Annotated in this window: 27 protein-coding genes and 3 pseudogenes; 12 read left to right on the top strand and 18 right to left on the bottom strand. The window is 59.0% G+C overall.

Annotated features, from left to right (window positions below):
* Nucleotides 1-144 precede the first annotated feature (144 nt).
* Nucleotides 145-834, top strand: coding sequence for a hypothetical protein (locus B9A19_RS23260; protein WP_084090123.1), 690 nt, complete (start codon nucleotides 145-147; stop codon nucleotides 832-834).
* 72 nt (nucleotides 835-906) lie between these two features.
* On the opposite strand, the gene B9A19_RS07275 is transcribed toward B9A19_RS23260, so the two are convergent.
* On the bottom strand, nucleotides 907-2,256 hold the full coding sequence (locus tag B9A19_RS07275; protein ID WP_084090122.1) for a glycoside hydrolase family 19 protein: 1,350 nt from the start codon (nucleotides 2,254-2,256) through the stop codon (nucleotides 907-909).
* A 113-nt stretch (nucleotides 2,257-2,369) separates the two neighbouring features.
* Between B9A19_RS07275 and B9A19_RS22055 the strand changes: the two genes are divergently transcribed.
* The gene (locus B9A19_RS22055; protein ID WP_139798707.1) at nucleotides 2,370-2,672 is read left to right on the top strand and encodes a hypothetical protein; all 303 of its coding nucleotides are present in this window, start codon (nucleotides 2,370-2,372) and stop codon (nucleotides 2,670-2,672) included.
* A 46-nt stretch (nucleotides 2,673-2,718) separates the two neighbouring features.
* Here B9A19_RS22055 and B9A19_RS07270 read toward each other — a convergent pair whose 3' ends face one another.
* The 9 genes from B9A19_RS07270 to B9A19_RS07230 form a co-directional block, all read right to left on the bottom strand.
* On the bottom strand, nucleotides 2,719-3,147 hold the full coding sequence (locus tag B9A19_RS07270; protein WP_084090121.1) for a GNAT family N-acetyltransferase: 429 nt from the start codon (nucleotides 3,145-3,147) through the stop codon (nucleotides 2,719-2,721).
* A 3-nt stretch (nucleotides 3,148-3,150) separates the two neighbouring features.
* Nucleotides 3,151-4,173: a transporter gene (locus tag B9A19_RS07265; protein WP_084090240.1), complete on the bottom strand. Its 1,023-nt coding sequence runs from the start codon at nucleotides 4,171-4,173 to the stop codon at nucleotides 3,151-3,153.
* A gap of 172 nt (nucleotides 4,174-4,345) precedes the next feature.
* Nucleotides 4,346-5,683, bottom strand: a complete 1,338-nt coding sequence (locus B9A19_RS07260) for a type IV pilus modification PilV family protein (protein WP_084090120.1) — start codon at nucleotides 5,681-5,683, stop codon at nucleotides 4,346-4,348.
* 22 nt (nucleotides 5,684-5,705) lie between these two features.
* Nucleotides 5,706-6,866 carry a hypothetical protein gene (locus B9A19_RS07255; RefSeq protein WP_139798706.1) on the bottom strand — a complete coding sequence of 387 codons (1,161 nt, stop codon included), beginning with the start codon at nucleotides 6,864-6,866 and terminating at the stop codon, nucleotides 5,706-5,708.
* 10 nt (nucleotides 6,867-6,876) lie between these two features.
* Entirely contained in the window at nucleotides 6,877-7,590 is a 714-nt protein-coding gene (locus tag B9A19_RS07250) for a PilW family protein (RefSeq protein WP_139798705.1), read from the bottom strand.
* Nucleotides 7,584-8,099: a GspH/FimT family pseudopilin gene (locus tag B9A19_RS07245; protein WP_084090117.1), complete on the bottom strand. Its 516-nt coding sequence runs from the start codon at nucleotides 8,097-8,099 to the stop codon at nucleotides 7,584-7,586. Before B9A19_RS07245 ends, B9A19_RS07250 begins: the two co-directional genes overlap by 7 nt.
* Nucleotides 8,100-8,952: 853 nt before the next feature.
* Entirely contained in the window at nucleotides 8,953-9,885 is a 933-nt protein-coding gene (locus B9A19_RS07240) for a DMT family transporter (RefSeq protein WP_084090116.1), read from the bottom strand.
* Nucleotides 9,882-10,670: a 2OG-Fe dioxygenase family protein gene (locus tag B9A19_RS07235; protein WP_084090115.1), complete on the bottom strand. Its 789-nt coding sequence runs from the start codon at nucleotides 10,668-10,670 to the stop codon at nucleotides 9,882-9,884. The genes B9A19_RS07240 and B9A19_RS07235 overlap by 4 nt, the downstream gene beginning before the upstream one ends.
* A gap of 2 nt (nucleotides 10,671-10,672) precedes the next feature.
* Nucleotides 10,673-11,899, bottom strand: a complete 1,227-nt coding sequence (locus B9A19_RS07230; protein WP_084090114.1) for an argininosuccinate synthase-related protein — start codon at nucleotides 11,897-11,899, stop codon at nucleotides 10,673-10,675.
* A 112-nt stretch (nucleotides 11,900-12,011) separates the two neighbouring features.
* Between B9A19_RS07230 and B9A19_RS07225 the strand changes: the two genes are divergently transcribed.
* A complete protein-coding gene (locus tag B9A19_RS07225; RefSeq protein ID WP_217807007.1) occupies nucleotides 12,012-12,920 on the top strand; it encodes a LysR family transcriptional regulator in 909 nt (302 codons plus the stop codon).
* A 40-nt stretch (nucleotides 12,921-12,960) separates the two neighbouring features.
* Here the strand turns inward: B9A19_RS07225 and B9A19_RS07220 are convergent, their stop codons facing one another.
* Both B9A19_RS07220 and B9A19_RS07215 read right to left on the bottom strand, forming a co-directional pair.
* Nucleotides 12,961-13,443 carry a GlcG/HbpS family heme-binding protein gene (locus tag B9A19_RS07220; RefSeq protein ID WP_084090113.1) on the bottom strand — a complete coding sequence of 161 codons (483 nt, stop codon included), beginning with the start codon at nucleotides 13,441-13,443 and terminating at the stop codon, nucleotides 12,961-12,963.
* 73 nt (nucleotides 13,444-13,516) lie between these two features.
* On the bottom strand, nucleotides 13,517-13,858 hold the full coding sequence (locus B9A19_RS07215) for a zinc ribbon domain-containing protein YjdM (RefSeq protein ID WP_084090112.1): 342 nt from the start codon (nucleotides 13,856-13,858) through the stop codon (nucleotides 13,517-13,519).
* A 124-nt stretch (nucleotides 13,859-13,982) separates the two neighbouring features.
* Here B9A19_RS07215 and B9A19_RS07210 point away from each other — a divergent pair, with 124 nt between their 5' ends.
* Nucleotides 13,983-14,174, top strand: coding sequence for a ribbon-helix-helix protein (locus B9A19_RS07210; protein WP_084090111.1), 192 nt, complete (start codon nucleotides 13,983-13,985; stop codon nucleotides 14,172-14,174).
* A gap of 13 nt (nucleotides 14,175-14,187) precedes the next feature.
* Here the strand turns inward: B9A19_RS07210 and B9A19_RS07205 are convergent, their stop codons facing one another.
* Nucleotides 14,188-15,927 carry a SulP family inorganic anion transporter gene (locus tag B9A19_RS07205; protein ID WP_245804300.1) on the bottom strand — a complete coding sequence of 580 codons (1,740 nt, stop codon included), beginning with the start codon at nucleotides 15,925-15,927 and terminating at the stop codon, nucleotides 14,188-14,190.
* Between the two features lie 170 nt (nucleotides 15,928-16,097).
* Here B9A19_RS07205 and B9A19_RS07200 point away from each other — a divergent pair, with 170 nt between their 5' ends.
* Nucleotides 16,098-16,382 (top strand): hypothetical protein, encoded by a 285-nt coding sequence (locus tag B9A19_RS07200; protein WP_084090109.1) that lies wholly within the window; start codon nucleotides 16,098-16,100, stop codon nucleotides 16,380-16,382.
* On the top strand, nucleotides 16,382-17,185 hold the full coding sequence (locus B9A19_RS07195) for a fused MFS/spermidine synthase (RefSeq protein ID WP_084090108.1): 804 nt from the start codon (nucleotides 16,382-16,384) through the stop codon (nucleotides 17,183-17,185). The genes B9A19_RS07200 and B9A19_RS07195 overlap by 1 nt, the downstream gene beginning before the upstream one ends.
* 48 nt (nucleotides 17,186-17,233) lie before the next feature.
* Here B9A19_RS07195 and B9A19_RS07190 read toward each other — a convergent pair whose 3' ends face one another.
* Nucleotides 17,234-17,851 carry a hypothetical protein gene (locus tag B9A19_RS07190; protein WP_139798704.1) on the bottom strand — a complete coding sequence of 206 codons (618 nt, stop codon included), beginning with the start codon at nucleotides 17,849-17,851 and terminating at the stop codon, nucleotides 17,234-17,236.
* A 575-nt stretch (nucleotides 17,852-18,426) separates the two neighbouring features.
* Here B9A19_RS07190 and B9A19_RS07185 point away from each other — a divergent pair.
* A pseudogene (locus tag B9A19_RS07185) lies at nucleotides 18,427-18,867 on the top strand (integrase core domain-containing protein); the annotation flags it as partial.
* Here the strand turns inward: B9A19_RS07185 and B9A19_RS07180 are convergent.
* Nucleotides 18,786-19,061: pseudogene (locus B9A19_RS07180) on the bottom strand (hypothetical protein); the annotation flags it as partial. The pseudogenes B9A19_RS07185 and B9A19_RS07180 sit on opposite strands and share 82 nt — an antisense overlap.
* 215 nt (nucleotides 19,062-19,276) lie before the next feature.
* Here B9A19_RS07180 and B9A19_RS07170 point away from each other — a divergent pair.
* Nucleotides 19,277-19,777 (top strand): hypothetical protein, encoded by a 501-nt coding sequence (locus B9A19_RS07170; protein WP_139798703.1) that lies wholly within the window; start codon nucleotides 19,277-19,279, stop codon nucleotides 19,775-19,777.
* 105 nt (nucleotides 19,778-19,882) lie between these two features.
* On the opposite strand, the gene B9A19_RS07165 is transcribed toward B9A19_RS07170, so the two are convergent.
* Nucleotides 19,883-20,893 (bottom strand): IS110 family RNA-guided transposase, encoded by a 1,011-nt coding sequence (locus tag B9A19_RS07165; protein ID WP_084090104.1) that lies wholly within the window; start codon nucleotides 20,891-20,893, stop codon nucleotides 19,883-19,885.
* Between the two features lie 280 nt (nucleotides 20,894-21,173).
* On the opposite strand from B9A19_RS07165, the gene B9A19_RS07160 reads away from it, so the two are divergent.
* The 3 genes from B9A19_RS07160 to B9A19_RS07150 all read left to right on the top strand — a co-directional run bounded on the left by B9A19_RS07160 (nucleotide 21,174) and on the right by B9A19_RS07150 (nucleotide 23,201).
* Nucleotides 21,174-22,073, top strand: a complete 900-nt coding sequence (locus B9A19_RS07160) for an RHS repeat domain-containing protein (RefSeq protein ID WP_084090103.1) — start codon at nucleotides 21,174-21,176, stop codon at nucleotides 22,071-22,073.
* Nucleotides 22,074-22,126: 53 nt separating this feature from the next.
* Nucleotides 22,127-22,549, top strand: a complete 423-nt coding sequence (locus tag B9A19_RS07155) for a hypothetical protein (RefSeq protein ID WP_084090102.1) — start codon at nucleotides 22,127-22,129, stop codon at nucleotides 22,547-22,549.
* A gap of 73 nt (nucleotides 22,550-22,622) precedes the next feature.
* Nucleotides 22,623-23,201, top strand: coding sequence for an RHS repeat-associated core domain-containing protein (locus B9A19_RS07150; protein ID WP_084090101.1), 579 nt, complete (start codon nucleotides 22,623-22,625; stop codon nucleotides 23,199-23,201).
* Here the strand turns inward: B9A19_RS07150 and B9A19_RS22970 are convergent.
* Nucleotides 23,190-23,420 (bottom strand): annotated as a pseudogene (locus B9A19_RS22970) (IS481 family transposase); the annotation flags it as partial. The gene B9A19_RS07150 and the pseudogene B9A19_RS22970 sit on opposite strands and share 12 nt — an antisense overlap.
* A 352-nt stretch (nucleotides 23,421-23,772) precedes the next feature.
* Between B9A19_RS22970 and B9A19_RS22050 the strand changes: the two are divergent.
* Nucleotides 23,773-24,105: a hypothetical protein gene (locus B9A19_RS22050; protein ID WP_139798702.1), complete on the top strand. Its 333-nt coding sequence runs from the start codon at nucleotides 23,773-23,775 to the stop codon at nucleotides 24,103-24,105.
* A gap of 345 nt (nucleotides 24,106-24,450) precedes the next feature.
* On the opposite strand, the gene B9A19_RS07140 is transcribed toward B9A19_RS22050, so the two are convergent.
* Nucleotides 24,451-25,002 (bottom strand): histidine phosphatase family protein, encoded by a 552-nt coding sequence (locus tag B9A19_RS07140; protein WP_176216829.1) that lies wholly within the window; start codon nucleotides 25,000-25,002, stop codon nucleotides 24,451-24,453.
* Nucleotides 25,003-25,109: the final 107 nt, after the last annotated feature.

Here is a 25,109-nt window from a genome sequence, read left to right as displayed (position 1 = left end):
TCCCTGCGGGCGGAATGCCCGATATCAGCATAGCCACCCCAGCGCCACATGCGGTACCGTATGACAAATTGCCAAAGTCGTTTTTCAGTGTGAATAGTATAAACGGTATACACTGTTTTTGTTTTCAGACTCGGGAGCGCTACCATGACCAAAACCAGCAAACCGGCAGCTACTGCCAAACCCGCAGCAACCGCAGCTACCCCCGCAGCAGCCAAGCCGGCTGTGGCCAAGCCAGCTGTGGCCAAGCCAGCTGCCGCCAAAGCGGTCGCCAGCACTCCGGCAGCCAAACCTGCCGTAAAGCCGGCCGCCGCCAAGCCCGCAAGCGGCAAACCGGTTGCCGCAAAACCCGCAGCCAGCAAGCCGGCTGCAGTGAAGGCAGCACCAGCTGCTGCGCCCAAGCCGGCAGCGGCCAAACCGGCGGCAACGCCCAAGCCTGTGGCGGCAAAGCCAGCCCCGGCCAAGCCTGCCAGCGTCGCTGCAGAAAAACCGGCCAAGGCACCCAAGCAGGCCAAACCGCTGGCCGTGGCCGACAAGGCCGCCGCAACCGCCGCAGCTGACAACGGCAAGAAAAAGAAGAAGGCCAAAGTGGTACGCGACAGCTTCACCATGCCCGAGTCGGACTACGACAAGATCGACGCGCTGAAGAAGCGCGCGCTGACGCAAGGCCTGGGCATCAAGAAGAGCGAGCTGCTGCGTGCCGGCCTGCATGCGCTGCAGGCGCTGCCCGATGCCGCGTTCAAGACGCTGCTGGGTCAGATCGAAACCATCAAGACCGGTCGCCCGGCGGCCGAGCCGGAAAGCGACAAGCCGGCCAAGACCAAAAAGCCGGCCTGATTCATCGCGGTATGCATGCAGCAAGCAAAAAGGCCCGCAAGCGCGGGCCTTTTTGCTGTCTGGTCGCCGAGATCAGCAGCCCAGATTGGTGCCTGCAGTAACGCCCAGCAGGTTGGTGAAGGTGATGTAAAAGTTCACCCGGTTGTTCATTTCCTGATTACCCAAGGTGCCGCCTGCCTGGTTGCACTCGATGCCGCCGTTGATGGCGCGGATGGTCTCGCCAAAGCCGGCGCCGCTGATCATGGCATCGTGGGGGGTACGTGCAGTCTGGCCGCGTTGGGTCATCCAGTACCAGATGGCGGTTTTCCAGGCGATGGCCGAATCGGTGGCGACCAGATCCGGGTTGTTGAGCAGATCAATGCCCAGCGCCGCGCCGGCTGCCGAGTAGTTGTAGTCCCAGCTTAACTGCATCGGGCCACGGCCGTAGTACTGCTTGCCGCCGCAATTGCCCGACGAGCAGTACAGCGGCCAGTTGTTGGTGTTGATCTCGCGGATGTACTGCAGCGCGCCGGTTTCCTGATCGACGTTGGCGAGGAAGGCAGCAGCCTCCTGCTTGGATACCGTGGTGCCACCGGTGTTGGCAAAGGCCGGGTAAGCGCTCAGTGCGGTAACCAGACCCTGGTAGGTGTAGAACGGATTGCGGTTGGGGAACATCTGATTGAAGGTGGCTTCGGACACGATGAAGCTGCCCCCGCCGGTGCCCGGTGTCGGGGTCGGGCTGGTGCCGCCACTGCAGGTGGTCGGTTGCCAGTACCAGGTGCTGATGGTCGGGTCGGTGCCATCGCTGCCGTTGCTGCCGGTATTGACCAGCTTGTAATAGCTGCCGTTGTAGTTCACCACGGTGCCCAGGCTGTAGTTCACGCCGCGTGTCCACACGGTGGCGCTGCAGCCGGACGGTGTCGGGGTCGGTGCCGGTGTGGGCTTGGGGGTCGGAGCAGGGGTCGGTACCGGTGTCGGGCTGGTGCCGCCGCTGCAGGTGGTCGGCTGCCAGTACCAGGTGCTGATGGTCGGATCGGTGCCATCGCTGCCATTGCTGCCGGTATTGACCAGTTTGTAATAGCTGCCGTTGTAGTTCACCACGGTGCCCAGGCTATAGTTCACGCCGCGCGTCCAGGTGGTGCTGCTGCAGCTGCCGCCGGACGGGCTCGGCGCCGGGGTTGCTGCCGGTGCCGGGGTCGGAGCGGGGGACGAGGTGCCGCCGGTAGCCGCCCACAGTGTCGGAGTGGAGGCCGGGTTCCAGTTGGTGCCGACATAGGCAGTGTGGGTAACCAGTGCCTTGTAGTCCTTGCCGTTATAGGTAACGACGGTGCCGGCGGTATAGGTCACGCCTTCCTGCCAGGCCGGGGCGGCAATCGCATACAGGCTTGCACCCAGCACGGCGCACAGCAGGCCGTTGCGGGCCAGTTTCATGGTCCGATTCATGTTGTCTCACTCCATCTTTATGTTTTGTCTTAACCGGACAGAAGCACCGTGCCCGATTGCGCTCGGCCGCCTGTACATTGGCGACGACGTCGGCCCATTTGTCTGGATCCAGCATGCGCGCGCCCATGTTCGTTTTTCAGGCGGCACAAAGTCAAACGATTTATGAAAGCGCTATCATTTTCAAAATGACGAAATCGGCCGCAGGGCAATGCCCATGCCGCTTGCATCGTTTTCACCAATCAGGAAGAAATCGACAGGCGGTTGTTTTGCTCAGACAAACGGATTTGTCCGAAAAAAGTCGTTTATCAACAAACGCCGTGCAGCAAGCCCTATTGCTCGTCTTGGGGCTGCAGCGGGCTATGCCGCCAGGCGTGCCGCGTCGGCACCGTACGAAGCTGATGTCTCAAGGCTGTTGATTGCCCCCGAACACTTGCAGCACCGATGCCGAAGTAAGCAGATGCCTCATCCGGTCGATTGGAGCAGCCGTTTTTGCAGCACCTTCCAGCTGCTCGGATCATCCCAGCCCTGCTCAAGCCAGAAGCGGTTACCTGTCTCGTTGTCGCTATAAACGAAGAGATTGCAGCGCGGTATGCCGGCCTGCTGCAACGCGGCCAGACAGGTTTCCACCAGCTGCCTGCCCAGGCCCCGGCGGCGCCACGCCGGATCGACTGCCAGATGGTGCAGCGAGCCGGCACGCCCGTTGTGGCCGCACAGCACGGCACCGATGATGCGGCCATCGACACATGCAATCTGACTCAGCCCCGGGTTGCGTTGCAGGAACGCGGCCATGGCGGCCGGTGTATCGGATTCATTCAGCGTGATGCCGGCCATGCCTTGCCAGAATGCGATCGCAGGCAGACAGTCATCAACCGTGAAGGGGCGTATCTGCATGTGCTAATCGAACTGGCGCTGCTTGCGGAATGCCCACCAGCCGGCCAGCCAGGTAAAGCTGGCCACCAGCGCTACCAATACCCAGAACCCGTGCGGGTGTTGCGAGAGCGGGATGCCACCGACGTTCATGCCGAAGAAACCGGCGACGATGTTGATCGGCAAGGCCAGCACCGTCACCATGGTCAGTGTGAACAGCGTGCGGTTGGTCTGCTCGTTGAGCTGGGCGGCCAGCTCTTCCTGCAAGAGCTTGATACGCTCGACCAGGCTGCTCAGGTCATTGAGCACCAGCGAGAATTCTTCGGTCGATTCGCGCAGCGCCTGGATATCGGCCTCCTGGACCCAGGCCGGCGGGTGATTGAGCAGGCGGAACAGCGAGCCCGGCTCGGGCGCCAGCAGCCGCTGCAAGCGCACCAGCGTGCGGCGCATGGCGGCCAGCTCGGTCCGGTTGTCGTGGATGCGGTGCGCCAGCAGGCGGTCTTCGATGTTGTCCACCTTGCTGCTGGTATCGCGCACGATGCGCAGCAGCACATCCGCCTGATCCTGCAGCAGGTGCACCAGCAGGGCCAGCGGTGTCTGAAAACGGGTGCCGCGCTTGACGGCTGCGCGCAGTTGATCGACCGAGCGCAGCGGCTTGGTGCGTGCGGTGATCAGCACACGCTGGTTGGCGCAGCCCCACAGGCTGGCCACGTCTGACGAGGCCATGCCAAAGCTGAAGGCCACATCATTGACCACGGCCAGCAGCACGTTGTTGGTTTGCTCGATGCGGGTCGAGCTTGATCCTTCGCGCAGCGCTTCGAAGAACTCGTCCGGCAAGGCCAGCTGCGCGCGCAACCAGGGTTCGCAAGCCACATGCGCCAGATTGACGTGCAGCCAGATGAATTCATCTGCATTTGCAGGCTGTTGCAGCCATTCTATGGCTTGCTGCGAGTCGATCTCGCTGCCGGCTTCGCCTGCGGCAAAACGAAAGCCCGCAATCAGGCCGACCTGATCGGTACCGTAGCTGGACGACGCGTAGGGGTGGGACATGGCAATCTCGCTGGAGCGATGGAGGGGCAGCAAGCAACGCGCATGATAGCGCCGAACCGCAGGGCGGGCGATGCCTGCATTGCGCAACGCAGCAAGACCCGCATGCCGGAGGTGCGCGCGGGCAGAAAAAAGCCCGGCGCATGCGCGCCGGGCTGTGGGTGGGGCAGGGCGATCAGAAGCTGATATTGATCTGGCCTGTGCCGGTGCCACTGTTGACGGTGGTGGTGCCGCCTCCGCTGGCATTGCTCTTGGCGCAGGTGGCCGCCAGAACCGCCGTCGACGAACTGATGGTGCAACTGGTCGTGGTCGACGAGGTGTTCTTGGCGTTGTAGCTACCCACCAGGCACGAGCCCGTGCCGGTTTGCACCGTGATGCTACAGCTGTAGTTACCGTTGCTGATCACGTTCACCTGCAAGTTGACCGAGTACGGTGCCGGCGTCGGTGTCGGCGTGGTTGCCGGTGTGGGGGTGGACGTCGGCGTGCCTGTCGGCACTGCAGTCGGTGTCGGTGTTGCGCCCGGTATCGGCGTGGCAGTCGGGGCTGGTGTGCTCGTCGGCGCCGGTGTTACGGTCGGCACCGGCGTACTTGACCCACTGCTTTGCCGGATATCGATGAACTGGCCGCTGACCGCGTCGGTAAACGGCCCGATATTGCTGCTGAAGGAACCCAGGTGACTGCCGTTGCCATCCTCAATCTGGCATGCACCGGTCACCGAGGTGATGGTGCTGCTCTTTAACGCCACACAATAGAAGGCGCTGTTCAGCAGCCCATAGCCGGACAGATTGTCCGGGCTGCAGCGGTTGAGTGTCTGGCTGGAACTGATGGTCAGCGAACAAATACCGTGATTGGTCAGATCGGTCGGTGTCCATTGCATGGTGCCGCTGACAAAATAGGCTTCCGACCAGCCGGCTGCGCCATCCGGAGTGGCCAGGTTATAAGCGTCGGTGTGGGTGGTCGTGGCCATATAGTATTTGTTGCCGAACTTCACCACCACACCCTGCTTCCACCACTGGCCGGTGCTCCAGTTCAGCAGGGTGGCCATCGGGCTGCCGTTGCTGGTAGTCGGGGTCAGCAGGGTGAGCTGGTTGCCGAGGATGCTGTTGGCCACATAGGTGGTCAGGCTCACGGTCTGCGTGATGCCGAACTTGTCCTTCCACGAGGTATCGACCTTGACCGCCTTGTAAAAAGTGGCCAGCGAGCCGGTTGCATCGGTCACCGTGATCGCGCGCGTGTATTGCGTGTTGTTGATGGCCTGTGGCGAGTTGCTGGCCAGGCTGGCCAGATCGGCAAAGTTGGTGCGGCGCAGTTCATCGATTTTCTGCTGCGACAGCATTTGCGCCGTGGTGCGCTCCTTGCTCGAATACCCATACTTCATCATGGTGACGAGGAAGGTGCCGATGGCCAGTATGCCGACCGTCATGACGGCCATGGCGATCATGCCTTCGATCAGGCTGAAGCCCCGTTGTTGCTGAGGTGGCCGCTGAAAGCCGGGAATGAGTGGATGTGCCATGATCGGTTACTCCGCGTGTAGGCTAGAAGTCTTTCCACGACCCTGCGGTCTTGGTGAACTGGCCCTTGATGTTGCTGGCGTTGCTGACGATGTTGGGGTCGTAGATCACCGTCATGTTGCCGGTGGACTTGTTGAAGGCGCCGTCATCCATGATTGAGCCGTTGACCGTCACATTGCCGCTGATGTCACTGGCCCCCCACACGAACAGCAGGCCGTTGATGGTGGTGTTGCCGCGCATGGTCAGCGAGCCGTTGACGATGATGATGACTGGCGAACTGGCGGTGCCATACACGCCACCCTGCAGGTCGATGGCGCCGGTCAGCCAGTAGATCTTGCCGGCGGTGACGGTGCCGTCACTGTCATTGGGCAGGGACGTGCCATCCTTGACTGCCCACACGTCGTTGGGCGTGCGGCCGAACATTTGCTGGAAGTACGGGTAGCTGTTGCCGCTGTTGTCCGGCATGGTTGCCGGGGCAACCGAGCTCATATAGCCCAGGTTGGCATCGAAGGCGTCCGATGCGCCAAAAGTACCGTTGCCGTTGTTGGCGGTGCAGCTGCTGCCGTTCAGGTTGTTGGTGCTGCCGACCGAACTACCTGCACGAATGGCGTACCCGGTGCCACTGGTGTTCTGCACGCAGCCGGAGCCATTCAGGTTGATCGGGCCGGTGGTGGAAATGGCATCGCTGGGCGAAGCCGGGAAAAACTTGGCCAGTGCAATCTGTGTCGTCACCTGCTGCCGGGTGCAGCCGCTGCTCAGGCAGCCAGAGAAACCACCGGTGCTGGCAATGGTGATCGGGCCGTTGGTATTGGTCCGGGTCAGTGTGGCCGTGTATTGCAGGGCAGCGTCGCTGAGTGAGGTAGCCGCAACCACATAGGCATTGCCTGCATCGGCGCTGCTGTTCTGGCAGGCAGTCCCGCTGCTGCTTTTCACATAACCGCTGCTGCACAGGTAAGTCATGCTGGCCGGATTATTGGTCTTGTCGGCATTGAGCTGGGCAATGATCGCGTCGACGCCGGCTTCTGCCGCATTGAATGATCGCGCGGCACGCACATAGGCAACCGACGCGACGGAGTCGGAGATGGTGACGTTGCTGATGAAGAACATCACGATGGTCATGATCAGCAGCGAGACCATGGCCCCAAGCAGCGTGGCTGCACCGGATTGCTGTCGTGCTCTGAGCATGTCCGTTCTCCTACGCACAGGTCGGCGCTGAAGTGACACCGCGCTTTACTTCATCATTGCGCACCTTGATGGTGGCCTGGTAAGTCTGCGTGATGGTCGGTTTTTTCTTCAGACGCCCGGAAAGGCTGATCTGGTACTCACGCACGCACAGCACGCTGTTGCCGCTGACCGTGCGGTGCACGGTGTAGCTCAAACCGTCTTCCGTCGCGCTGGCAGTCGTTGCCGCGGTGTCTTCCGGCCACATGCGCGTGATGGTCAGACTGGTGATCTCCACGACGTTGCTGTCGGTCAATGCCGACCAGGCTGTCGTGTTGTTGCAATCCCAGGGTGTGCCTGCTGTTCGTGCATATACAGCGTTGCCGGTGAAGGCAAAGCCATACTGCTCGTCGTCGGCGGGTGGCAGGGATGGCACGGGAGTATCGCGGTTGTAGCTGAACAACACACAGCTGGCGGTGTTGGTGATCGTAGAATATGGATTGCTGTTGCTGCTGTTGAGCAGACTGGCTGCGTTGGCCCAATAGCCGGAGCGACCGATGTCGCGCGTCATGATGTCGAGTACCTGACGCAGCGTTGCATTGAGCTTGTGGCGGTCAGACTCTACGCCGGCGGAGCGCAGGTTATTGACGGTGGCCAGGCTGATCGAATACAGCACGGCGGAGCTGACCAGAGCGCCGACAAGGAACTCCATCAGGGTAAAACCACCCATATGCTTGCGTTTCAGCATGCCTTGTACCCCATGTCGTCGCGGCCGGGAGAGCACATGCTGACAGTACCGATGGCAGACAGATTCATCTGCAGCGTGTAGCCCCGGCTGGAAGCCAATTGCATGCTTGCCGCACCTGTGGTCACCAGCCCGCGGACCGCATCAAGCTTGCTGCCGTTGATGGTGCTGCTGCTGGCGGTGACCGACTTGAAATCGGTGCCGCTGCTGAGTACGGTTTTCAGCTCGCAGCTGCCGCTGGTGGTGCAATCGCAGCTGGCGTTCGCGCTGAAGCCATAGCACCAGGTACTGCCGCTGCTGCTGAAACTCGTGTAAATGGTGCTGCTGCGGTTGCGCGACAGCGATTTGGCCCAGTTGAAGTCCCCTGTCACGGTCTCGGCTGCGGCCCGCAAGCGCTGGCGGTCGATGAAGTTGGCGTAAGAGGGTAATGCAATTGCCAGCAGGATACCGAGCAGGGTGAGGACGATTGCCAATTCGACCAGGGTAAACCCTTGATCATGCCATTTGCGCATCAATGACAATCCCCCGGAAAATTAGAAGATGGTGATGCATGGCCAAGCGAGCCGCTTTAATCCCTGCATACTGCTATTCAATACACATTGCAGAAAACCACAAGCAAAGTCGGAATGGACGGCGGTAATTGAGGTGTTAAATGGTTAAATCGACCGCCGGGCGGTAATTGTCACAAGTTTGACCAAGTAGCATGAGTCGTGTTTCTTTCTTTCTCTGAAATCAAACCAATGGTTGCAGCGGATCCTTCTGGTTGCGTGCTTCCGCTTTGGAGCGGCAACGAACCTGATGGCGAGAGGAAGGGAAGCTGATGCGGAGGGAGAAGAAGATGGATTTCCGTGTCAGGCATCGCTTGGTTGAGCGGGGTTCAGTATTTTCCTGACACGAAAATCAAAGCTATTCTTTCTGGGTGGTAAGTACAATCCAGAATGGAAATGGGTGTGTTTTGAGTGCCTTTTATTTGCTGATATCCAGGCAGTATTGCCAATGCCGGTTTGCCAGAGTGAGTAATTAATGAGCCATAAATGAAAATAAACATCATTTAGATGTGCAAGGCCGTTCGATTGAGCTGGCTGTGGCTGCCGTTCCGGGCAGACCGAGTTACCCATGTTTGCCAACATGGTGTTGGCAGCGCGCTTGGCCCGTATTGCTTGCTATCGCGAGGGAGCCACTTGGCTTGCTGCAACAGCCCGGAGCTTGCAGGTCGGCCGCTTGGGGCGTAACTGCCTTGGGCAAGAAAATGTGAGTGGGCCGCCGTGGCATGGGCGGTGAGACCTGCCTGGCCCGTAAAGGTGCCGATGGCCGTGCCGGGCAGCAGGAGCAGCACAATGCACAGCTGCTATCCCTGCCTGCCGCTCATGACCTTCTGTAGCGAGGGAGGAAACGAGCGCGACCTCCTTCAGGCTTGCTCTCTGGCAGACTATTCCACAAGGCAGCTGCCACGATCAGGAAACCACCGATCCACGCCATGGGTGACAGGTGTTCACCCAGCCATGCGGTTGCAAAAATTGCGCCAAAGACCGGTTCGGACCCCATCAACAGTGCTACCCGGGTGGGGTTGCTGCGCTGCACCGCGTAGTTTTGCGCAAAGAAGGCGAAGATGGTGCACATCACCACCAGATACAGCGTACTCCACCAGAATACCGGGTTGACGGGCACGTGCAGCGTTTGCGATGGCAAGAGCAGCAGTGCCAGCATGCCTGCACCCAGACAAACCATGATGCTCTGGCAGAACGTGAGCCACAGTGCGGGCAGCGGTTGCTTCGCGGTAACGCGCTTGGTGCTACAGACCATGAAGGCGCGCAGCACGGCAGCGGCCAGCATCAGCAGGTCGCCCACGCCAAACCGGGCAAGCCCGGCATAACCGGTCAGCAACCAGGCGCCAAACAATGAGACACAGGCCGCGATGATTTCTGGCCGGCTGGGGCGGTTGCGCAGCAGTGCCCATTCCACCAGCGGCGTGAATACCACGCACAGGCTGATCAGGAATGCAGCATTACTGGCCGTGGTATGCGCCACACCATAGGTTTCACACAGGAAAATGGCCAGCAGGATCAAGCCCAGACCGAGTGCCGGCAGCGCTGTCCTGCGGTTCAGCAGTGCCGGTGTTTTATACAGTGCGGGCAGCAGCAGTATTGCAGTCAACCCGAAGCGGATCGCCAGAAAACCGAGTACGGGGTAAAAGGCAATGGCCGTCTTGGCCACGCCATAACTGGTGCCCCAGACAATGGCGACCAGCAACAGCATGGCCTCGGCAATCCAGACGGGGGTATGAGTGCGCTTGGTCATGATTGTTGCTCCAGCGATGAATAGCGAGTGAAGGCCACCACGAGTACATCGCGATAGGCTTCCTGCAGAGGGTCTTTGCATTGCAGCGGTGAAACCGAGTGCATGGTGCTTGTATCGTCGGCCACCAGCAGCTCCATGGGCTCATTCAGCGTGGTGAGAAAGCGCGGCACGCCCTCGTTGTCGGTGACGACGGTGGTGGCGCCCTCGACATTCAGGCGGCGCACCATCATGGTCACGATGTAGTCGACGCCATCACGGTGCAGGCCTTCCGGCGTTGGCAAGCCGGGTTGCTCTTGCCAGGTTCTGATGCGATACGGGTGCAGGCGGATGTTCCAACCACCTTGTCCGGGATGGATCGCGTCGAAAACGCTTGCCAATGAACGCAGCAGGCAGTGCAGGAATGGGTGCTCGACAAAGCGCTCCTCGATTGGGTCGAAATGCCGCGCCTTGCCACCGTTGAGCGTGTTGATATAGCGCGGCTGCTCATATGGGCCGTGTGGAAGCAGGGTGAGTGCTGCGTCGGGACCATCCAGATTGATGGCGCCGTAGCGGCGGAAGCGGTAGGTGCCGCCGTCACCCATATAGTTATCAAGTGTCAAGCCACCCCAGCAGTCGCTGAATTGCCGCCAGCTGGCTGGTTCAATCGCACAATCGAGGCGGATCTGCTGCCCCGGAACATGGCAGTAGCCGGACTGCAGCAAATCACTGCCGATGCGTTCCAGCATTGCGGCCGAAAAACGAGGCGCCAAGGCGCGGGTATCTGGTTCAAGCACGGTGGCTGGCATGCTCAAGTCCTCAAGGTAATGGTGTTCAGCCGTTCGCGGCCGTGGATTTCCAGGTGGCGGCTGGCTGCTGCGGTGGCCGTTTCGCGCTCCCATGCGTCGCGATCCGTCAGATAGATGGGCCGCGTGGCGCGGATGCCGCACAGGTCTGCCGCACCTTGGCGCAGCTTGAATTCCACGACGCCATCGACCCGCTCGGTGGTTTGGGCAATGAATCCTTCAACGGCCTTGCGCAGCGTGCCGTACCAGCGTCCCTCTACGGCTTCACGTATCCATAGTTGCTCTTGCGAGAGTTTCTCGCGCAACAGTTCGGCATCAAGCGTGGCGGTTTCCAGGTGCCGATAAGCTTCCAGCAGCAGGCTGGCAGCTGGTGCTTCACGCACCTCAAGCACCTTTTGACCTCCGGCAAGATGCTCCAGCCCGCTGAAGCGGCCGATGCCGAACGCGCCGGCATGGCGGTTAAGGCGTTCGATCAGCGTGACCAGTGGTAGCGCCTGGCCATTGAGCGCCACGGGCCGGCCTGCCTTGAATTCGATCGACAGCTGTGGGTCCGGCAGGCCGCTTGCTGGTGTTTGGGTCCAGTCGAACAGTAGCTCGGGCACCCAGAATGCTTCCGGGTTGTCGAGCGAGCCTGATTCAAACTCGCGGCACCACAGATTGGCATCGCCGCTGATGCCGCGCGCCTGGAAATGGGTCAGCCCCTGTGCGGCCAGTATCGCGATCTTCTCGGCGCGCGAAATGGCCGAATATTCGTAGGGGGAGCCGAAATAGCCGGTGTAGCCCAGTTGGGTGATGGCGCCATTCAGGCGTCGCAAGCTGTTTTGTGACTGATTCGCGGTATGCACGATGGCATCGCAGCCCAGCTGCCGTGCTTTTTCCACTGCGTAATGCGCCATGACAGGGCGCGACAGCGATGAGCTCACCGGATAGATGCCAAGGTAACGTGCCTGTGCCTGTATGGCTGGCAGTATCGCCTTCTCGGCAAACATTTCGCGCCCGTCGACAATGTGCAGCGAGGCGCCGAAATGTGCGGCGATGCGCGCCAGATCATCATGATTGACGCCATCTCCCACATCGACGGTAAGTGCGGTAACCCGGCAGCCGGCCTGGGCCAGCGTGTGCAGTACGTGCGAGCTGTCCAGCCCGCCGCTGAACATGGTCAGAATGTGGCGGCAGTTGCCCGCTACCAGCTCAAGATCTTGCAGACTGCGGATTTGCTTCGATTTTGGCATGCGTTGTCTTCCTTCCCTGTATTTCTCAAAACAACAGCCACATTCTGCTAATGTTCCCGGGGTGTGATAATCCGTTCCAATGGTCAAACACTTGTGCCGTGAGGGAATAAATATGCCGACGGAACTATTGCTGGCCGAGATGGTGGTTTTTGCCCGGGTGGCCGAGCTGGGGGGCTTTTCTGCTGCGGCACGGCAACTGGGGCAGACGCCATCCGCCGTCAGCCGGCAGGTGGCGCGGCTGGAGAAGGCCTTGGGGGTGCAATTGATGGTGCGCACCACGCGCCAGTTGCGCATGACCGAAGCCGGCCGCACCGCTTATGCCCATTGCCTGACTTTGATGACCGCCGGGCAGGAGGTGATGTCAGTCAGCCATCGCTTTGCAACCGTGCCGCAAGGCAAGATCTCCATGAGCACGCCAAAGGCCTTTGGCCGCATTGTGTTGCAACCGCTGCTGATGGATTTCATGCGGCGCTATCCGGAAATTGATGTGCAATTGCTGGTGACCGATCGGCTGGTTGACCCTTATGTGGAAGATGTCGACTTGATCATCCGCGTGACTGATCAACCGCCGCAAGGCATGGTCGGGCGCTCGCTTGCCCCGGTAAAACAGGTGCTGTGTGCCTCGCCGACCTATCTGGACCGGCACGGACGTCCTGCACACCCCGATGAGCTGGCAAACCACAGCTGCCTGTATCTGGGTGAACGCGCAGACGACAAGCAATGGGTATTCGTGAAAGGGGAGGAGCGCCGCACAGTCAAGGTGAATGGCCGCTTTGGCTGCAATCACAGTGAAATGCGCTTGGCTGCTGCGCTGAAGGGGCTGGGCATTGCCTGCCTGCCGGATTTTACCCCGCGTGAATTGCTGGGCCCCGATCAACTGGAAACCGTGCTGCCCGACTGGTCCCTGCTCAGCTCATGGCAAGGGGCAGCGTGGTTGCTGTACCCATCCAACCGCTATCTGGCTGCCCGCCACCGGGCACTGGTGGAGTTTCTGGTTGGCGAGCTGGGCAAGCCGCAATAGCAGGGATATCGGCACAGCCCCCTAATGCATCTGGCGTGGATTACTTGAACATGGCTGCATTGGCTTCGAGCGTAGCCAGCGCGCATTGTTCGTCGAGCTGACCTGCAGGTGCACCGCCTATCCCGATGGCGCCGATAACCTCGTTGCCGATTTTCAGCGGAAGGCCGCCACCCAGCAGCAGAAAGCCCGGGATGTCGGTGAGATTGGCGGCTCCCGGGTTTTTCTGGGCGTTTTCCATCATGGCCTGGGTAGGGGCCTTGGCCGAGGCCGATGTGTAGGCCTTGGCGTGACTGGCGGCAATCGTGTGCGGGCCGGCATTGTCGGCCCTGGCGAATGCTTTCAGGTTGCCGGCGCGGTCCACAATGCTGACCGAGACATTCCAGCCCTTGGCCTGGCATTGCGCAACGGCATCGGCAGCAAGTTTCTGGGCATCTGCAAGGGAGATGTTTTTTTCCAGCAGCGGTGCGCCTTGGGCAAGGCCTGCAATGCAGGCCAGCAAAACAGCAGATGCAGCACGGTTCATGGCATTCCATCCTTGCAGAGCAGTCATGGAGTCACTGTAGCCGATGCCGGCGTTTTGCCCCTGCACATGTGCATTACGCCTTGCGGACGAATTCCGATTTGAGTTGCATGGCGCCGATGCCATCGATCTTGCAGTCGATGTCGTGGTCGCCATCAACCAGCCGGATGTTCTTGACCTTGGTGCCGACCTTCACCACCAGCGATGAGCCTTTGACCTTCAGATCCTTGATCACGGTGATGCTGTCGCCGTCATTGAGCACATTGCCGTTGGCGTCGCGTACGACACGGGCGGCTTCTGCCTGCTCGGTTTCAGCCTGGCGGGGCCATTCGTGGGCGCATTCGGGGCAGATGTAGTGTTCGCCATCCTCATAGGTGTAGCTGGATTGGCATTGCGGGCAGTGTGGTAAGGTGCTCATGGTGTCCTTTGCGGGTGGTGAAGCATGGGGTAGGTAATGGGTTGCACTGGTGATCAGGCAAAATCTATCGCCATGGATGTGCATTGAATTATAATTTTCTTAACACATCACCTCTGTGCTTCCGATGGAAAACAAAACTGCCCGCCTTACCGTGCTGATCGATCCGGCCAAGAAAAAAGCCTTTGAGGATCTGTGCGCCTCGCAAGACCTCACGCCTTCGCAGGTGGTCAGGCAGTTGATCCGTGGCTATCTGGCCGAGCACGGCGTGAGCTACGCCACCCAGGCAGCCGGCCGGTCGAGCCAGCCGCAAGACTGAGGCGAGTGCCGGCTCAGGCATCGTCATTCTCTTGTCCGGCAGGTGCTGCATGCCGGACGTGCCGTGCCAGATACTGCCTGCTGGCCTCCAGCCACGCGTGAGCATGCACGGGTAGTGGTGCGACCTGCGCCGCGCACAGCGCCAGCGCTGCCTCGAAATCCGCCACGCAGTATTCCTGGCCGATCTGGTCGAGCACGCCTGCACGTTGCAACTTGGACTGTACGCGCGTGTTGGCACCGCTCAGGATCACGCGCACGCCGCGCTTGTGCAGCGCGTGTATTGCTTCCTCCAGCGCCTGCAGGCCGGTGATGTCGATGAAGGGCACCCATTTCAGCCGCAGGATCAGCACGCGCGGGTCGGCGTGGATGCTGGCCAGCGCGCGTTCGAAGTTTTCTACCGCACCAAAGAAAAACGGCCCCTCTACCGCATAGACCTGCACGCCCGGCGGCAGCGCGGGCAGCCCAAGCCGGGTCAGCTCCTGCGCCAGCTCCGGTTCGCCCTGCTGCGCCACTTCCACGCTGGCAGCCATGCGGCGCAGGAATTGCAGAATGGCAAGGATGACGCCGATATTCACGGCTACTACCAGATCGGCAAACACGGTCAGGGTGAAGGTCACCAGCAGCACTGCCACATCGGCGCGCGGTGCGCGGCGCATCATCTGCGCAAAGTGTGGCAGCTCGCTCATGTTCCATGCCACCACAAACAGGATGGCCGCCAGCGCGGCCAGCGGGATGTGCACTGCCAGCGGTGCCAGCACCAGCAGGATGGCGATCAGGGTCAGCGCATGCACGATGCCGGCCAGTGGCGAGCTGCCGCCATTACGGATATTGGTGGCTGTGCGCGCAATCGCCCCAGTGGCGGCAAAGCCACCGAACAGGGGCGTCAGCAGATTGGCAATGCCCTGGCCGATCAGCTCCTGATTGGCATCATGACGCGTGCCGGCCATGCCGTCGGCCACCACCGCAGACAACAGTGATTCGATGGCGCCCAGCATGGCGATGGTGAAGGCCGGCCCGATCAGGGTGATGACGGCGGACAAGCTGATTTCCGGCAGGGTCAGCGGTGGCAGGCCACGTGGTATGCCGCCAAATGCGCTGCCTATGGTGGCCACGCCATGGAATTCAAACACGGCCTGCAGTGTGGTGGCTGCCAGCAAGGCCAGCAGCGGCCCCGGCACGCGTTGCAGCAGCCGCACGCGCGGTGCCAGCAGGGTGATCAGCAGCGCCAGCAGCGCTACGCCCGTGGTGGCGGGGTGCCAATGCGGCAAGGCCTGCAGCAACTGCCATAGCTTCTCGTGGAAATGGGCACCGCTGACTGCAGGCAGGCCGAAGAAATCCTTCCATTGCCCCACCCAGATGATGACGGCTATGCCGCTGGTAAAGCCGACGACGACCGGGTCGGGAATGAACTTGATCACGGTGCCCAGCCGCGCCAGCCCGAACAGCAGCAGCATGGCGCCGGCCATCAGGGTCGCCAGTTGCAGCCCGGCCATGCCATAGCGCGCGGTGATGCCGGACAGGATGACGATAAAGGCGCCGGTCGGCCCGGCAATCTGCAGCCGGCTGCCGCCACACAGCGACACCACCAGCCCGGCCACGATGGCGGTATACAGCCCTTGCTCGGGCTTGGCGCCGCTGGCGATTGCAAATGCCATGGCCAGCGGCAAGGCCACCACGCCGACGATGATGCCGGCCACCAGATTGCGCAGCCAGTGCTGCCGGCCCAACAGGCCGGCACGGTGAGCTTCAAGCATGGCGATCATGGCATTCCTCGCGGCACCATCTGATGCCTGTCTTCATTAAACACATTTAATGATAATACAATGCTAACAATTTGAGCATATGGCGAGTGTGCCAGCGGGCAGATGCACAGCGTCGGCTTCGGTAAAAATGAGGGGAAATCGGGATGGGAGAGCGGGGTTGCATGGCCGCCGGCAAGGCGGGCAGGACGTTGTGCATCATTGGCTGTGCGATGGATGCGGTCAGGCACGAATCCCTGCTGCGACTGAGTGCAGCGACGGGCCTGCATATGCAGGTCACCGCGCAAACCGATGAAAACCTGGAGCTGTGCGTTGCGGGGCCGGATGCGGGCATCGAATCGTTCGCGCAGGACATCCTTGATGGCGCCCTGGGGCGCAAGCCGGTTGCCGTGACCCTGCAAAACGGCCCAATGCGCATCTATCTGCGCCGTGCGCCGGACAGCGTGTGATGCAGGACGGCCGCCAGACCATGCATGACCTCAAGACGCTGGACATCCTCAGCAAGACGGCGGCGCGGCATGCCGCTGCCGACGGGCCGTTCTGCGTCGATGTCGATGACTACCTGTCGCTGCACTTCGATCATCAAGGCATCCAGAGCATGATGAAGAAGTCCGATCCCTTGCAGCTGGTGCTGCCCTACACGGAGGCCATGCTCGCCTTCGCACTGTTTTGTCCGCAGCCGGCCGACATCCTGATTGTCGGGCTGGGAGGCGGCTCGCTGCCGAAATTCTGCGCCGCGCATTTTCCGCAGGCACGGATCACCACGCTGGAAATCGACGCGCGCGTGATCGCCCTGCGCCAGCGCTTCGGCATTCCCGACGACAGCGCACGCTTCCGGGTGATTCATGCCGATGCCGCGCAGTATCTGGCTTCGCGACGCCAGATTGCCGACGTGATATTGCTGGATGGTTATGACCGGAAGGGCATACCGGCAGCCCTCAGCTCGCAGTTCTTTTATGACGGCTGCCATCTCGCCTTGCGCCAGCAAGGTGTGCTGGTCAGCAACTTCACCTCGCCGCGCCATGCCGGCACCTGCATGAACCGCTTGCGCACAGCCTTCGACCAGCATGTTTACCGTGCGCTGGCCAAGGGCGGGAACAATTTGCTGGCGTTAGCGGTGAAAGATCCGTTCAAGATGGATTGGGCGGCTATGGAAGTGCAGGTCGCTGAGTTCAAGCGGCGTACAGGGGTGGGTCTGCTGGTTTACCTGATGCAAATGCGGGAGTACGCACAGTCAAGATCATTCAGGTGATGCTGCCATTTTCGTTCATTCGCTTTGCGCCGCGCGTCGCCTCCTGGATCAGCGCTGAGCAGGGGGCAGCGCCTCGCCCTCAATGCTAAATTCATGGATTCGGCGCCGAAGGAAAAAGCGGAAGTCAGACTTCCTGACCTGTAACATGCCTCCGCAGCCTGGATGCATGAAGCCCGTAGGCATGCTGCCCTCAGGTGTTTCTTCGTACAGCCCGAAGTGAAAGGGCGCAGTCTGTGTTGAACCACATGTCAGGCAGCGCGGGGTGGATTGGCGCTGCTGCATGGCGGCCACGAGCCGGCGCAAATCAGTTATTTCCGCTTCCATGTGCTCTTCGGACCACAAAATGAAATGGTCCTCCGGCCAAATGATTACGGGTTTCAGGCGAAACAATCGTTGCACCCAGGTGCGTTGCCGATAGGCCGCCTCGCGCGCTGCGGCTCTTTCGCTGCGTTGTTTGGCGTATTTGGCAACCAAGGCCTTCAGGTCGGCAGGCGTTGGCAATTCTTCTGCCGCGGTCACGCTGGCACAGGCTTGGCACCAAGCAAGCCTAACTCTGACCCGAATGTGGTGGGCGCCGACTTGATATACGCGCCGAATTTGCATCGACAGTGAGGAACCGCGGAAATCGCATTGGGTGCAGGTGAAATCTTCGGCTGGTCGGGACATGGCTCGCATCGGAGTGTTATGTGCGGACGGTTTGCAACGGGATCATGGCACATAGGCGCAACGGGTTTATAGCGCGGATGGTAACCGGGCGATATGGGGCTTGAATTGGAGTTTGGACTACCCCGACTACCGTAGGCATGCCGGCCCCATGATTGGCCTGAAGCTTCATAGTCAACCGTGTTGTTTGCCGTTTTTATGGTGATGTAAACAGAGTACGCGGTCCCCCCGATCCAGCGTCGTCCCTTGCGAATGTTGCTGGTGCCCCATCCTTCTCGCTAAAGCCCTCGTGGCTTTACATATTTGTAAGATTTTATATAGTATATTTTTGTGTTGTATTTTAATTTTTTTCTTAAAAATTTCATAATTTGTAAGTTTTTGCTTGTATAATCAGCTTGATTTTGCCATCGTGGGGCATACACCCCGAGGGTGTACGCCCTGCTCAAGCTGGCTTGTTCTTTGATTTGTTTGCGTTTTGTAAAGAGATTTTGTTAGCGGCTCTAACCAAACAGCATTGAGACCTGACACCGAATTTCATGTGCCCCCGAATTTTATGTTAGCGCTCACATCGAGCAGCGGCTGCTGCAGCGCAGGCGTTTCTGGCTGCCTTGAACAAGGCCGCACCATTCCGGATCCACACGGTGCTAAGCGACAACGGCAGCGAGTTCACGGATCGACTGTTCAACAAGCAGAAGCAGGCCAGTGGCGAGCATGAATTCGACCGGCTGTGCGCCGCGCTTGGCATCGAGCATCGCCTGACCAAACCGCGCCACCCACAAACAAACGGGATGGTGGAGCGCTTCAACGGCCGGATCGGCGAGGTACTGGCCACGCATCGCTTCGACTCGGCCGAGGATTTGGCACAGACGCTGACGCGCTACGTCTGGCTCTACAACCAGCATCTCCCCCAGTTGGCCCTGCAACACCGGACACCACTTCAAGCGATGAAGGATTGGCAGAAGCAAAAGCCCGAACTATTTAAGAAGCGTGTAACCAATCGAGCGGGACTGGACACGTAATGTGTATCCAGGCGGCGTTCAAAGCGTATGCGCAGCTTTCCAAAGCCAGCAAACCAGGCATGGGTGCGCTCCACAACCCACCGATGCTGCCCAAGGCGTTCTCCGCTATCCACGCCGCGTCGGGCGATACGCGCCAGAATGCCGCGCTTGCGCAAATAGGCCCGACAACGCCGGTAGTCATACATTTCTGTAGCGATGCTTGGAAAGGTGCGAAAATCACATGGAATTGGGTTTTTTCCAAGAGTGGTGTTAGTGAAGAAGACGAGGCTGAATGTTTTGCAAAATATGAGCGTGAATTGGACGAGTGCCAGGCTTACTCACGTGCCCATGGCTATCGGTGGCTCCAAGCGTGCCAAAGCAATGCATTTAAGCGCTATCAAGCTTGTCGAGGCTACTAGGAAAATCGTTGATGACAAAAGCCAAAAGAGACTTAATTATTCATTTTGATGAAGAAAATGAAACAATTGTTTGCTACTCCACGGAAGAGCGTAATATCGAAAAAATTCGAGCAAGGGAGTTTCCTCTCGAAGTGCCTCTTTCTATGTATGTTGAGGCAGGCGCAGACGATGCAGAGCGAATGATGGGAGCCGGTATCTTTGCACTTCTGGAACTTCATGGTGGCCTAAAGCTAGGTATGCGCGACTACAAGGGTGAATCCAGAGAAGCTAAGGTAGCAGATTTCGCGAAAATTGAATTTAAGGCCCAACATGGCGATGCTGAGTGCCAATTTATGTTGGCAATGGATTTATTTTCAAGAGGGGTCCGTACTCGCAGTGCAAGTGACATCGAGTTAGCTGAGGTTTGGCTTGAAAAATCAGCGGAAGGAAATTTTCTCGAGGCGATAGAATATTTGCATGGTGATTGGGCTATGGATAAAGATTCTGCATTGCGTGGCATTTCAGGTGATTAAGCGGTTCTTATTAAATGTAAACAATAAAGATATGCAGCGTATGGCCCAAGTCGATCGTATTTACACCGAGTGCAAGAGGCTGCGAAAATCCGCGAAAATCCGGGGTCAGATACCGTCTTGAACGTCAAGCTTGGGCATTGCCATTTGTGCATCGAATGGCATGCCTGAGCGCACCACCCCGAAGATCAGATGCGCGAGCTTGCGCATGGCCGCGCCAACCACTGCCTTGGGCGCCAAGCCGTTGGCGCGCAGTCGTTCGCCGAAGGCCTGCAAGGCAGAGTTGTGGCGCCGTGCCACCAGTGCCGGCATGTATAGCGCGGTGCGCGCGCTGCGGTGGCCGGTGCGGCTGAGCATGGTCCGGCCTCTCACCGAACTGCCCGATTGCCGTTGCCGGGGCGAGACGCCCAGCCAGGCGGCCAGTGCCTTGGCAGATTCGAAGCGGCGCACGTCGCCCACATAGGCCAGCATCTTGGCGGCAGTGGTATTGCCAATGCCGGGAATGCTGGTCATCAGTGCCGCGTCACGTTTCAGGCCGCGGTGATGATCCAGATGATCATCGATGTCTTGCGCGATGCGGGCGATCTCTTGCGCCAGCCAGTCCAGATGATGCTGGATCGAATCGACCAGCGCCGCTTGCTGCATGGCCAAGGCAGCTTCCTGGCGGTTCTTTTCTTGCTGCTGAATGTCTTTGAGCGCCTGCAGCCGATCCACCCAAGCGCGCAAGGTGCGGTATTCCGCGGGCGGTGGCGTCCAGCATTCGGGCTGCATGACACTGCAAAAGCGCGCCAGCAGCGCGGCATCGACCGCATCGGTCTTGTTCCGGCTCAGCTCGCTTTGCGCAAAGCCCTTGATGCGTGCGGGATTGACGATACTGACCGGCCAGCCCCGATCGACCAGTGCGGTCGCAACCGTTTCTGAATAGGGGCCGGTGGCCTCCATGCACAGACGGCTGTTGGCCGGCGTGGCATCGCGGTCCAGCAACCATTGCTGCAACTGCAGGTGACCCTCGCGCGTATTGGCCACCACCTTGGACTTGTACTTGCCGTTGACCAGCAAAGCCAGATCCAGCTTGAGTTTGGCAACATCAATACCGATAAAACAGCGCAGCTCGTTCATCGTTCTTGGCCTTCCTCGTATGCGAGCTTGGTGCGAGCGTGTTCCGCTTGGCGCTGGCTCAGGTTACCGTTCGGACTGAATGAACGAGAAACGGGCAGGTGCGCTTATCTGACCCACAGGCTTGTTGAGGACTCAAGGGCTTAAAGCCTTGCCAGCATCATCCTGCCCGGCCTGCTCTGGCACCATGGTAGCTGTGTCGGGGCTGGCAGGATCAAGATACGAGGTCTTGCAATCCAACATTTAATTCGACACTAACAGCAACCGTGCCAACGACGCCTGCATGGTCAACACCTACAACAACGCTGGCCGCCTGATCCTGCTGCAACGTGGGGCTGCCATTACTCGGTACAGCTACAACGCCCTCGGCCAACGGCTGCAAAAGACCAATGGCAACGGCACCCTGCGCTACGTCTATGACCAGGCTGGCCACCTGCTGGGCGAGTACCAGGCCAACGGCACAGCCATTCAGGAAACCATCCGGCTGGGTGACACGCCGATTGCGGTGATCAAACCCAGTGCCGATCCGCAAAACCCGGCCACCTACTACGTCTGGGCCGACCACCTCGGCGCACCGCGCCAGATTACCGACGCAGCCAACAACAATCTGGTATGGCGTTGGGACAGCGAAGCGTTTGGCGACACCCTGCCGAACCAGGACCCGAGCAACAGCGGCAGCACCTTTGCCTACAACCTGCGCTTCCCGGGGCAGTACTATGATCAGGAGAGCGGGCACTTCTATAGCTATTTCCGGGATTATGATCCGGCGACGGGGCGGTATGTCCAGAGTGATCCGATTGGGTTGGATGGGGGGAGTTTTTCGACGTATGGCTATGTGAACGGCAATCCCGTGATGTTCACCGATTCGCTGGGTTTAGCCCCGAACCAAGCATGTGTAGCGGCTTGGACGGTCGGCGGTGCCGCTTGTACGCTGGTTGCACCAGGCGTTGGGACGGTTGGATGTGGTGAGGCTGGTGCCGCATCAGGAAGTACGGCAGGCGGGGCAGCGGGAGCTGCTGCTGGTGGATATCTAGGACATAAAATCGGCCAACTCGTTTGCAGCAGCAGCGATACTCCACGCGAAGAATGCAAGAAGGAATGTGTCGCGCAATATGAGCGTGATGCGACGGAGTGCTCCGTTGCGCATATGTTCTGGAGTAAAAAGGTTATCAAGTATGCATGAACCGCGCTGGGGAGTACCTTGCTCAGTGCATGAAGTAGTGCGATGGGAAATAAATGATGAAAGTACCGCGCTTGGAAATCTACTTAGATCAAGAAGCAAGCCTTTGTATTTCAAAAGTTGAGAAGCAAAATGCGGAGTCTCGCCTGATTGTTGATGTGCCGCTCGATGAGCTAAAAGCCCTTGGCCCAGAGGATGCGGCCCATCGAATTGGCGGAACTGTCCTGAATATCCTGGGACTCTGGCATAAGCAGGCGTTTGGAAGCTGGGAGGTTCCGGCAGTCGGCGAGAATCATTCAGATGACGATAGCTATAGCTCGGCTTTGAGGCTGATCGACCGGGCGCTTTCGACCAAGACAACGGAGCATAACGCCTCTATTGAATATTTACTGCAACAAGCAGCAACAGAGAGCGAGGATGCCCGTAAGTATCTGGAAGATGCCTGGCCGCTACTACGAGATCAGCTAGGGGCAACATAGAAAAACCCGGGGTCAAATCTTGCAATGCAACATTTGATTCGACGCGAGCGGCGATCGCATCAACGACGCCGGCATGGTCAACACCTACAACAATGCCGGCCGCCTGATCCAGCTGCAACGTGGCGCTGCCATCACCCAGTACAGCTACAACGCCCTCGGCCAACGGCTGCAAAAGACCAATGGCAACGGCACGCTGCGTTACGTCTACGACCAGGCCGGCCATTTGCTGGGCGAATACCAAGCCAACGGCACGGCCATCCAGGAAACCATCTGGCTGGGCGACATGCCGATTGCCGTAATCAAACCGAGCGCCGACCCGCAAAACCCGGCCACCTACTACGTCTGGGCCGACCACCTCGGCACGCCGCGCCAGATCACCGCCGCAGCCAACAACCAGCTGGTATGGCGCTGGGACAGCGAAGCGTTTGGCGACACCCTGCCGAACCAGGACCCGAGCAACAGCGGTACGACCTTTGTCTACAACCTGCGCTTCCCCGGCCAGTACTATGATCAGGAGAGCGGGCACTTCTACAACTACTTCCAGGATTATGATCCGGCGACGGGGCGGTATGTTGAGAGTGATCCGATTGGGTTGGATGGATGGAGTTTTTCGACTTATGGGTATGTGGGAGGTAGTTGTCTAGTTGTCTAGTCCCGGACGATAGATCGCGCGTTTATGAAATAAGTCAGGTCGCTCACGCGCCCAATCCTTCATCGCCTGAAGCGGTGTGCGATGCTGTAGCGCCAACTGCGGCAGATGCTGGTTGCACAACCAGACATAGCGCGTCAATGTCTGCGCCAGATCCTCGCCTGACTCAAAGCGATGTGTCGCCAGCACTTCGCTGATTCGGCCATTGAAACGCTCTACCGCTGCCAGCTTCTGGGGCTTAAATTATCATCTGAGATGCGACAGTTAGGCTTCATGCTAATGACTATCTGTTTCCTTTTCCTGAGTATGGCGGAACAACGATTGGCAACGATATTTATTTGACGCCAGATATATAAAAAACCAATATGTTTCTGATATGAAATTGATTGGTCACGAAGCAAGGCATTCGTATCAAAGCGTCACTCACTGGAGGAGGCCTGCCATTTGTTGCTTTGATTGGTGCAGAGATAATTGCTCACGGATACGACAATTGAATTCTTGAGAAGGACGCTTACGCCTTTGGTCGAAAGATCATGGCAGATATGAAGCAAAAATACCCTAATGGAGTATGCGAATGAAAAAATTAGTCCTCCTCTCCTTTGTATTTTTAGTGGCGTGTGATGCCCTTACTAAAGTGAGCGGTGTCGTTCTGGATAGGTTTGAAAAACCCTTGCCAGGGGTGAAGGTTTGGCTGATTTATAACAATGGAATAGAGGCAGAAGGGATAACGGATAGTGCAGGCCACTTTAGATTGCAAACATTTCATGGGCCGAAAAGTGCTGTGATATTTTTAGCAACAAAAGAAGGAAAATCTTTCTATTTGCAGGAGGTTGGAGGAGCTGGCACCGATGTGCAGTTAAAAGTGGTATTGCGGGATCAGCAACAATCTGTCTTGCAATTGCCATAAGCTGATCTGCGGAAGTGAGTCTGAGGTCAAGTCCTGCAATGCGACATTTGATTCGACACTAACAGGCTGGTGAGAAACTCCCGGCCACCGCTGGATGTGGGAAAAACGGGCAAGCTTGGGCGAAACTGCTTAAAATTTAAGCCGATCTCGCTCGATTTTTAAGCAAAAAAGCCAGATTCCATGGTTTTTCTTATTCTCGGTGGGAGTTCAAAGAGTTTCTCGCAGCCTGCTAATGGCACCGTGAACAGGCCGCAGCGTGAGGCCGGGATTTGCCTACTGAAGCTGGGTCGGTCCAGGGGGCTCTGCTGAGTGCGCTCGTGTCGATACACAGGCGAAGCCAGCCGTTCAGATCAGGGTTGATGACCAGTACGAGCGCAGCGCATCTGGTGGTTGAAAGAACAATGCTTGGGCATTGGTCTGATGCGTATCTGCAATGATCCGCGTGAGCTGCTGCAACACGGCATGCGTACCCCCGTGAGCCACAATCAGTACGGGCCCGGGCTGGGTGAGCGCTTCATGAATGGCTGCCTGCGTGCGTTGCTGAAACCCGGCGTGGGATTCCATGCCGGCGTCGGTATGGCCGCCACGCCACCTTTGTAGCCACCGACCGGGCATGCTGCCCTCGAACGGCCCCAGATGCGCTTCCTGCAGATCTTGAACCGTGTTGATGCTCAGTCCCAGCCCTTGCGCGATGATGTCCGCGGTTTCCCGTGCACGCAGCAAAGGGCTGCTGCATATCGTCCGGATGCCACAGTCGTGCAGGCGCAACGCGGCATCGCGGGCCTGTTGCCGGCCTCTTGTGTTAAGGGGAATATCCTGCCGGCCCTGAGCCCGGTATGCCGCATTCCAGTCTGTTTCGCCATGGCGCAGGAAATAAAAGGGAACCGGGGTGAGCATGACCGGATCGGCCTGTGCGCCAGAGCCATCTGCAACCGTGCGTTCCGTGATTGTGGCAACGCCGGTGATGTCAGCATGGCGCGTATCGTTCCTGCTGCCAGCGGTCG

Origin of the sequence: Andreprevotia lacus DSM 23236 (genome assembly GCF_900176275.1) — a bacterium.
Lineage (GTDB): Bacteria > Pseudomonadota > Gammaproteobacteria > Burkholderiales > Chitinibacteraceae > Andreprevotia > Andreprevotia lacus.
The sequence above is the reverse complement of the archived record's forward strand: the minus strand, read 5'-3'. Positions and strand labels throughout refer to the sequence as shown.

Coding starts and splice junctions, on each gene's coding strand:
- B9A19_RS07265 (WP_084090240.1), bottom strand. CDS start 4,173: ATGTCCCACCCCTACGCGTCGTCCAGCTACGGTACCGATCAGGTCGGC.
- B9A19_RS07225 (WP_217807007.1), top strand. CDS start 12,012: ATGCCGACGGAACTATTGCTGGCCGAGATGGTGGTTTTTGCCCGGGTG.
- B9A19_RS07170 (WP_139798703.1), top strand. CDS start 19,277: ATGACAAAAGCCAAAAGAGACTTAATTATTCATTTTGATGAAGAAAAT.
- B9A19_RS07165 (WP_084090104.1), bottom strand. CDS start 20,893: ATGAACGAGCTGCGCTGTTTTATCGGTATTGATGTTGCCAAACTCAAG.
- B9A19_RS07255 (WP_139798706.1), bottom strand. CDS start 6,866: ATGCTCAGAGCACGACAGCAATCCGGTGCAGCCACGCTGCTTGGGGCC.
- B9A19_RS07215 (WP_084090112.1), bottom strand. CDS start 13,858: ATGAGCACCTTACCACACTGCCCGCAATGCCAATCCAGCTACACCTAT.
- B9A19_RS22050 (WP_139798702.1), top strand. CDS start 23,773: ATGAAAAAATTAGTCCTCCTCTCCTTTGTATTTTTAGTGGCGTGTGAT.
- B9A19_RS07200 (WP_084090109.1), top strand. CDS start 16,098: ATGGCCGCCGGCAAGGCGGGCAGGACGTTGTGCATCATTGGCTGTGCG.
- B9A19_RS07155 (WP_084090102.1), top strand. CDS start 22,127: ATGATGAAAGTACCGCGCTTGGAAATCTACTTAGATCAAGAAGCAAGC.
- B9A19_RS07160 (WP_084090103.1), top strand. CDS start 21,174: ATGGTCAACACCTACAACAACGCTGGCCGCCTGATCCTGCTGCAACGT.
- B9A19_RS07245 (WP_084090117.1), bottom strand. CDS start 8,099: ATGCGCAAATGGCATGATCAAGGGTTTACCCTGGTCGAATTGGCAATC.
- B9A19_RS07195 (WP_084090108.1), top strand. CDS start 16,382: ATGCAGGACGGCCGCCAGACCATGCATGACCTCAAGACGCTGGACATC.
- B9A19_RS07220 (WP_084090113.1), bottom strand. CDS start 13,443: ATGAACCGTGCTGCATCTGCTGTTTTGCTGGCCTGCATTGCAGGCCTT.
- B9A19_RS07250 (WP_139798705.1), bottom strand. CDS start 7,590: ATGCTGAAACGCAAGCATATGGGTGGTTTTACCCTGATGGAGTTCCTT.
- B9A19_RS07210 (WP_084090111.1), top strand. CDS start 13,983: ATGGAAAACAAAACTGCCCGCCTTACCGTGCTGATCGATCCGGCCAAG.
- B9A19_RS07190 (WP_139798704.1), bottom strand. CDS start 17,851: ATGTCCCGACCAGCCGAAGATTTCACCTGCACCCAATGCGATTTCCGC.
- B9A19_RS07235 (WP_084090115.1), bottom strand. CDS start 10,670: ATGCCAGCCACCGTGCTTGAACCAGATACCCGCGCCTTGGCGCCTCGT.
- B9A19_RS07275 (WP_084090122.1), bottom strand. CDS start 2,256: ATGAATCGGACCATGAAACTGGCCCGCAACGGCCTGCTGTGCGCCGTG.
- B9A19_RS07240 (WP_084090116.1), bottom strand. CDS start 9,885: ATGACCAAGCGCACTCATACCCCCGTCTGGATTGCCGAGGCCATGCTG.
- B9A19_RS07270 (WP_084090121.1), bottom strand. CDS start 3,147: ATGCAGATACGCCCCTTCACGGTTGATGACTGTCTGCCTGCGATCGCA.
- B9A19_RS07230 (WP_084090114.1), bottom strand. CDS start 11,899: ATGCCAAAATCGAAGCAAATCCGCAGTCTGCAAGATCTTGAGCTGGTA.
- B9A19_RS23260 (WP_084090123.1), top strand. CDS start 145: ATGACCAAAACCAGCAAACCGGCAGCTACTGCCAAACCCGCAGCAACC.
- B9A19_RS07260 (WP_084090120.1), bottom strand. CDS start 5,683: ATGGCACATCCACTCATTCCCGGCTTTCAGCGGCCACCTCAGCAACAA.
- B9A19_RS07150 (WP_084090101.1), top strand. CDS start 22,623: ATGGTCAACACCTACAACAATGCCGGCCGCCTGATCCAGCTGCAACGT.
- B9A19_RS07205 (WP_245804300.1), bottom strand. CDS start 15,927: ATGCTTGAAGCTCACCGTGCCGGCCTGTTGGGCCGGCAGCACTGGCTG.
- B9A19_RS22055 (WP_139798707.1), top strand. CDS start 2,370: ATGCGCGCGCCCATGTTCGTTTTTCAGGCGGCACAAAGTCAAACGATT.
- B9A19_RS07140 (WP_176216829.1), bottom strand. CDS start 25,002: ATGCTCACCCCGGTTCCCTTTTATTTCCTGCGCCATGGCGAAACAGAC.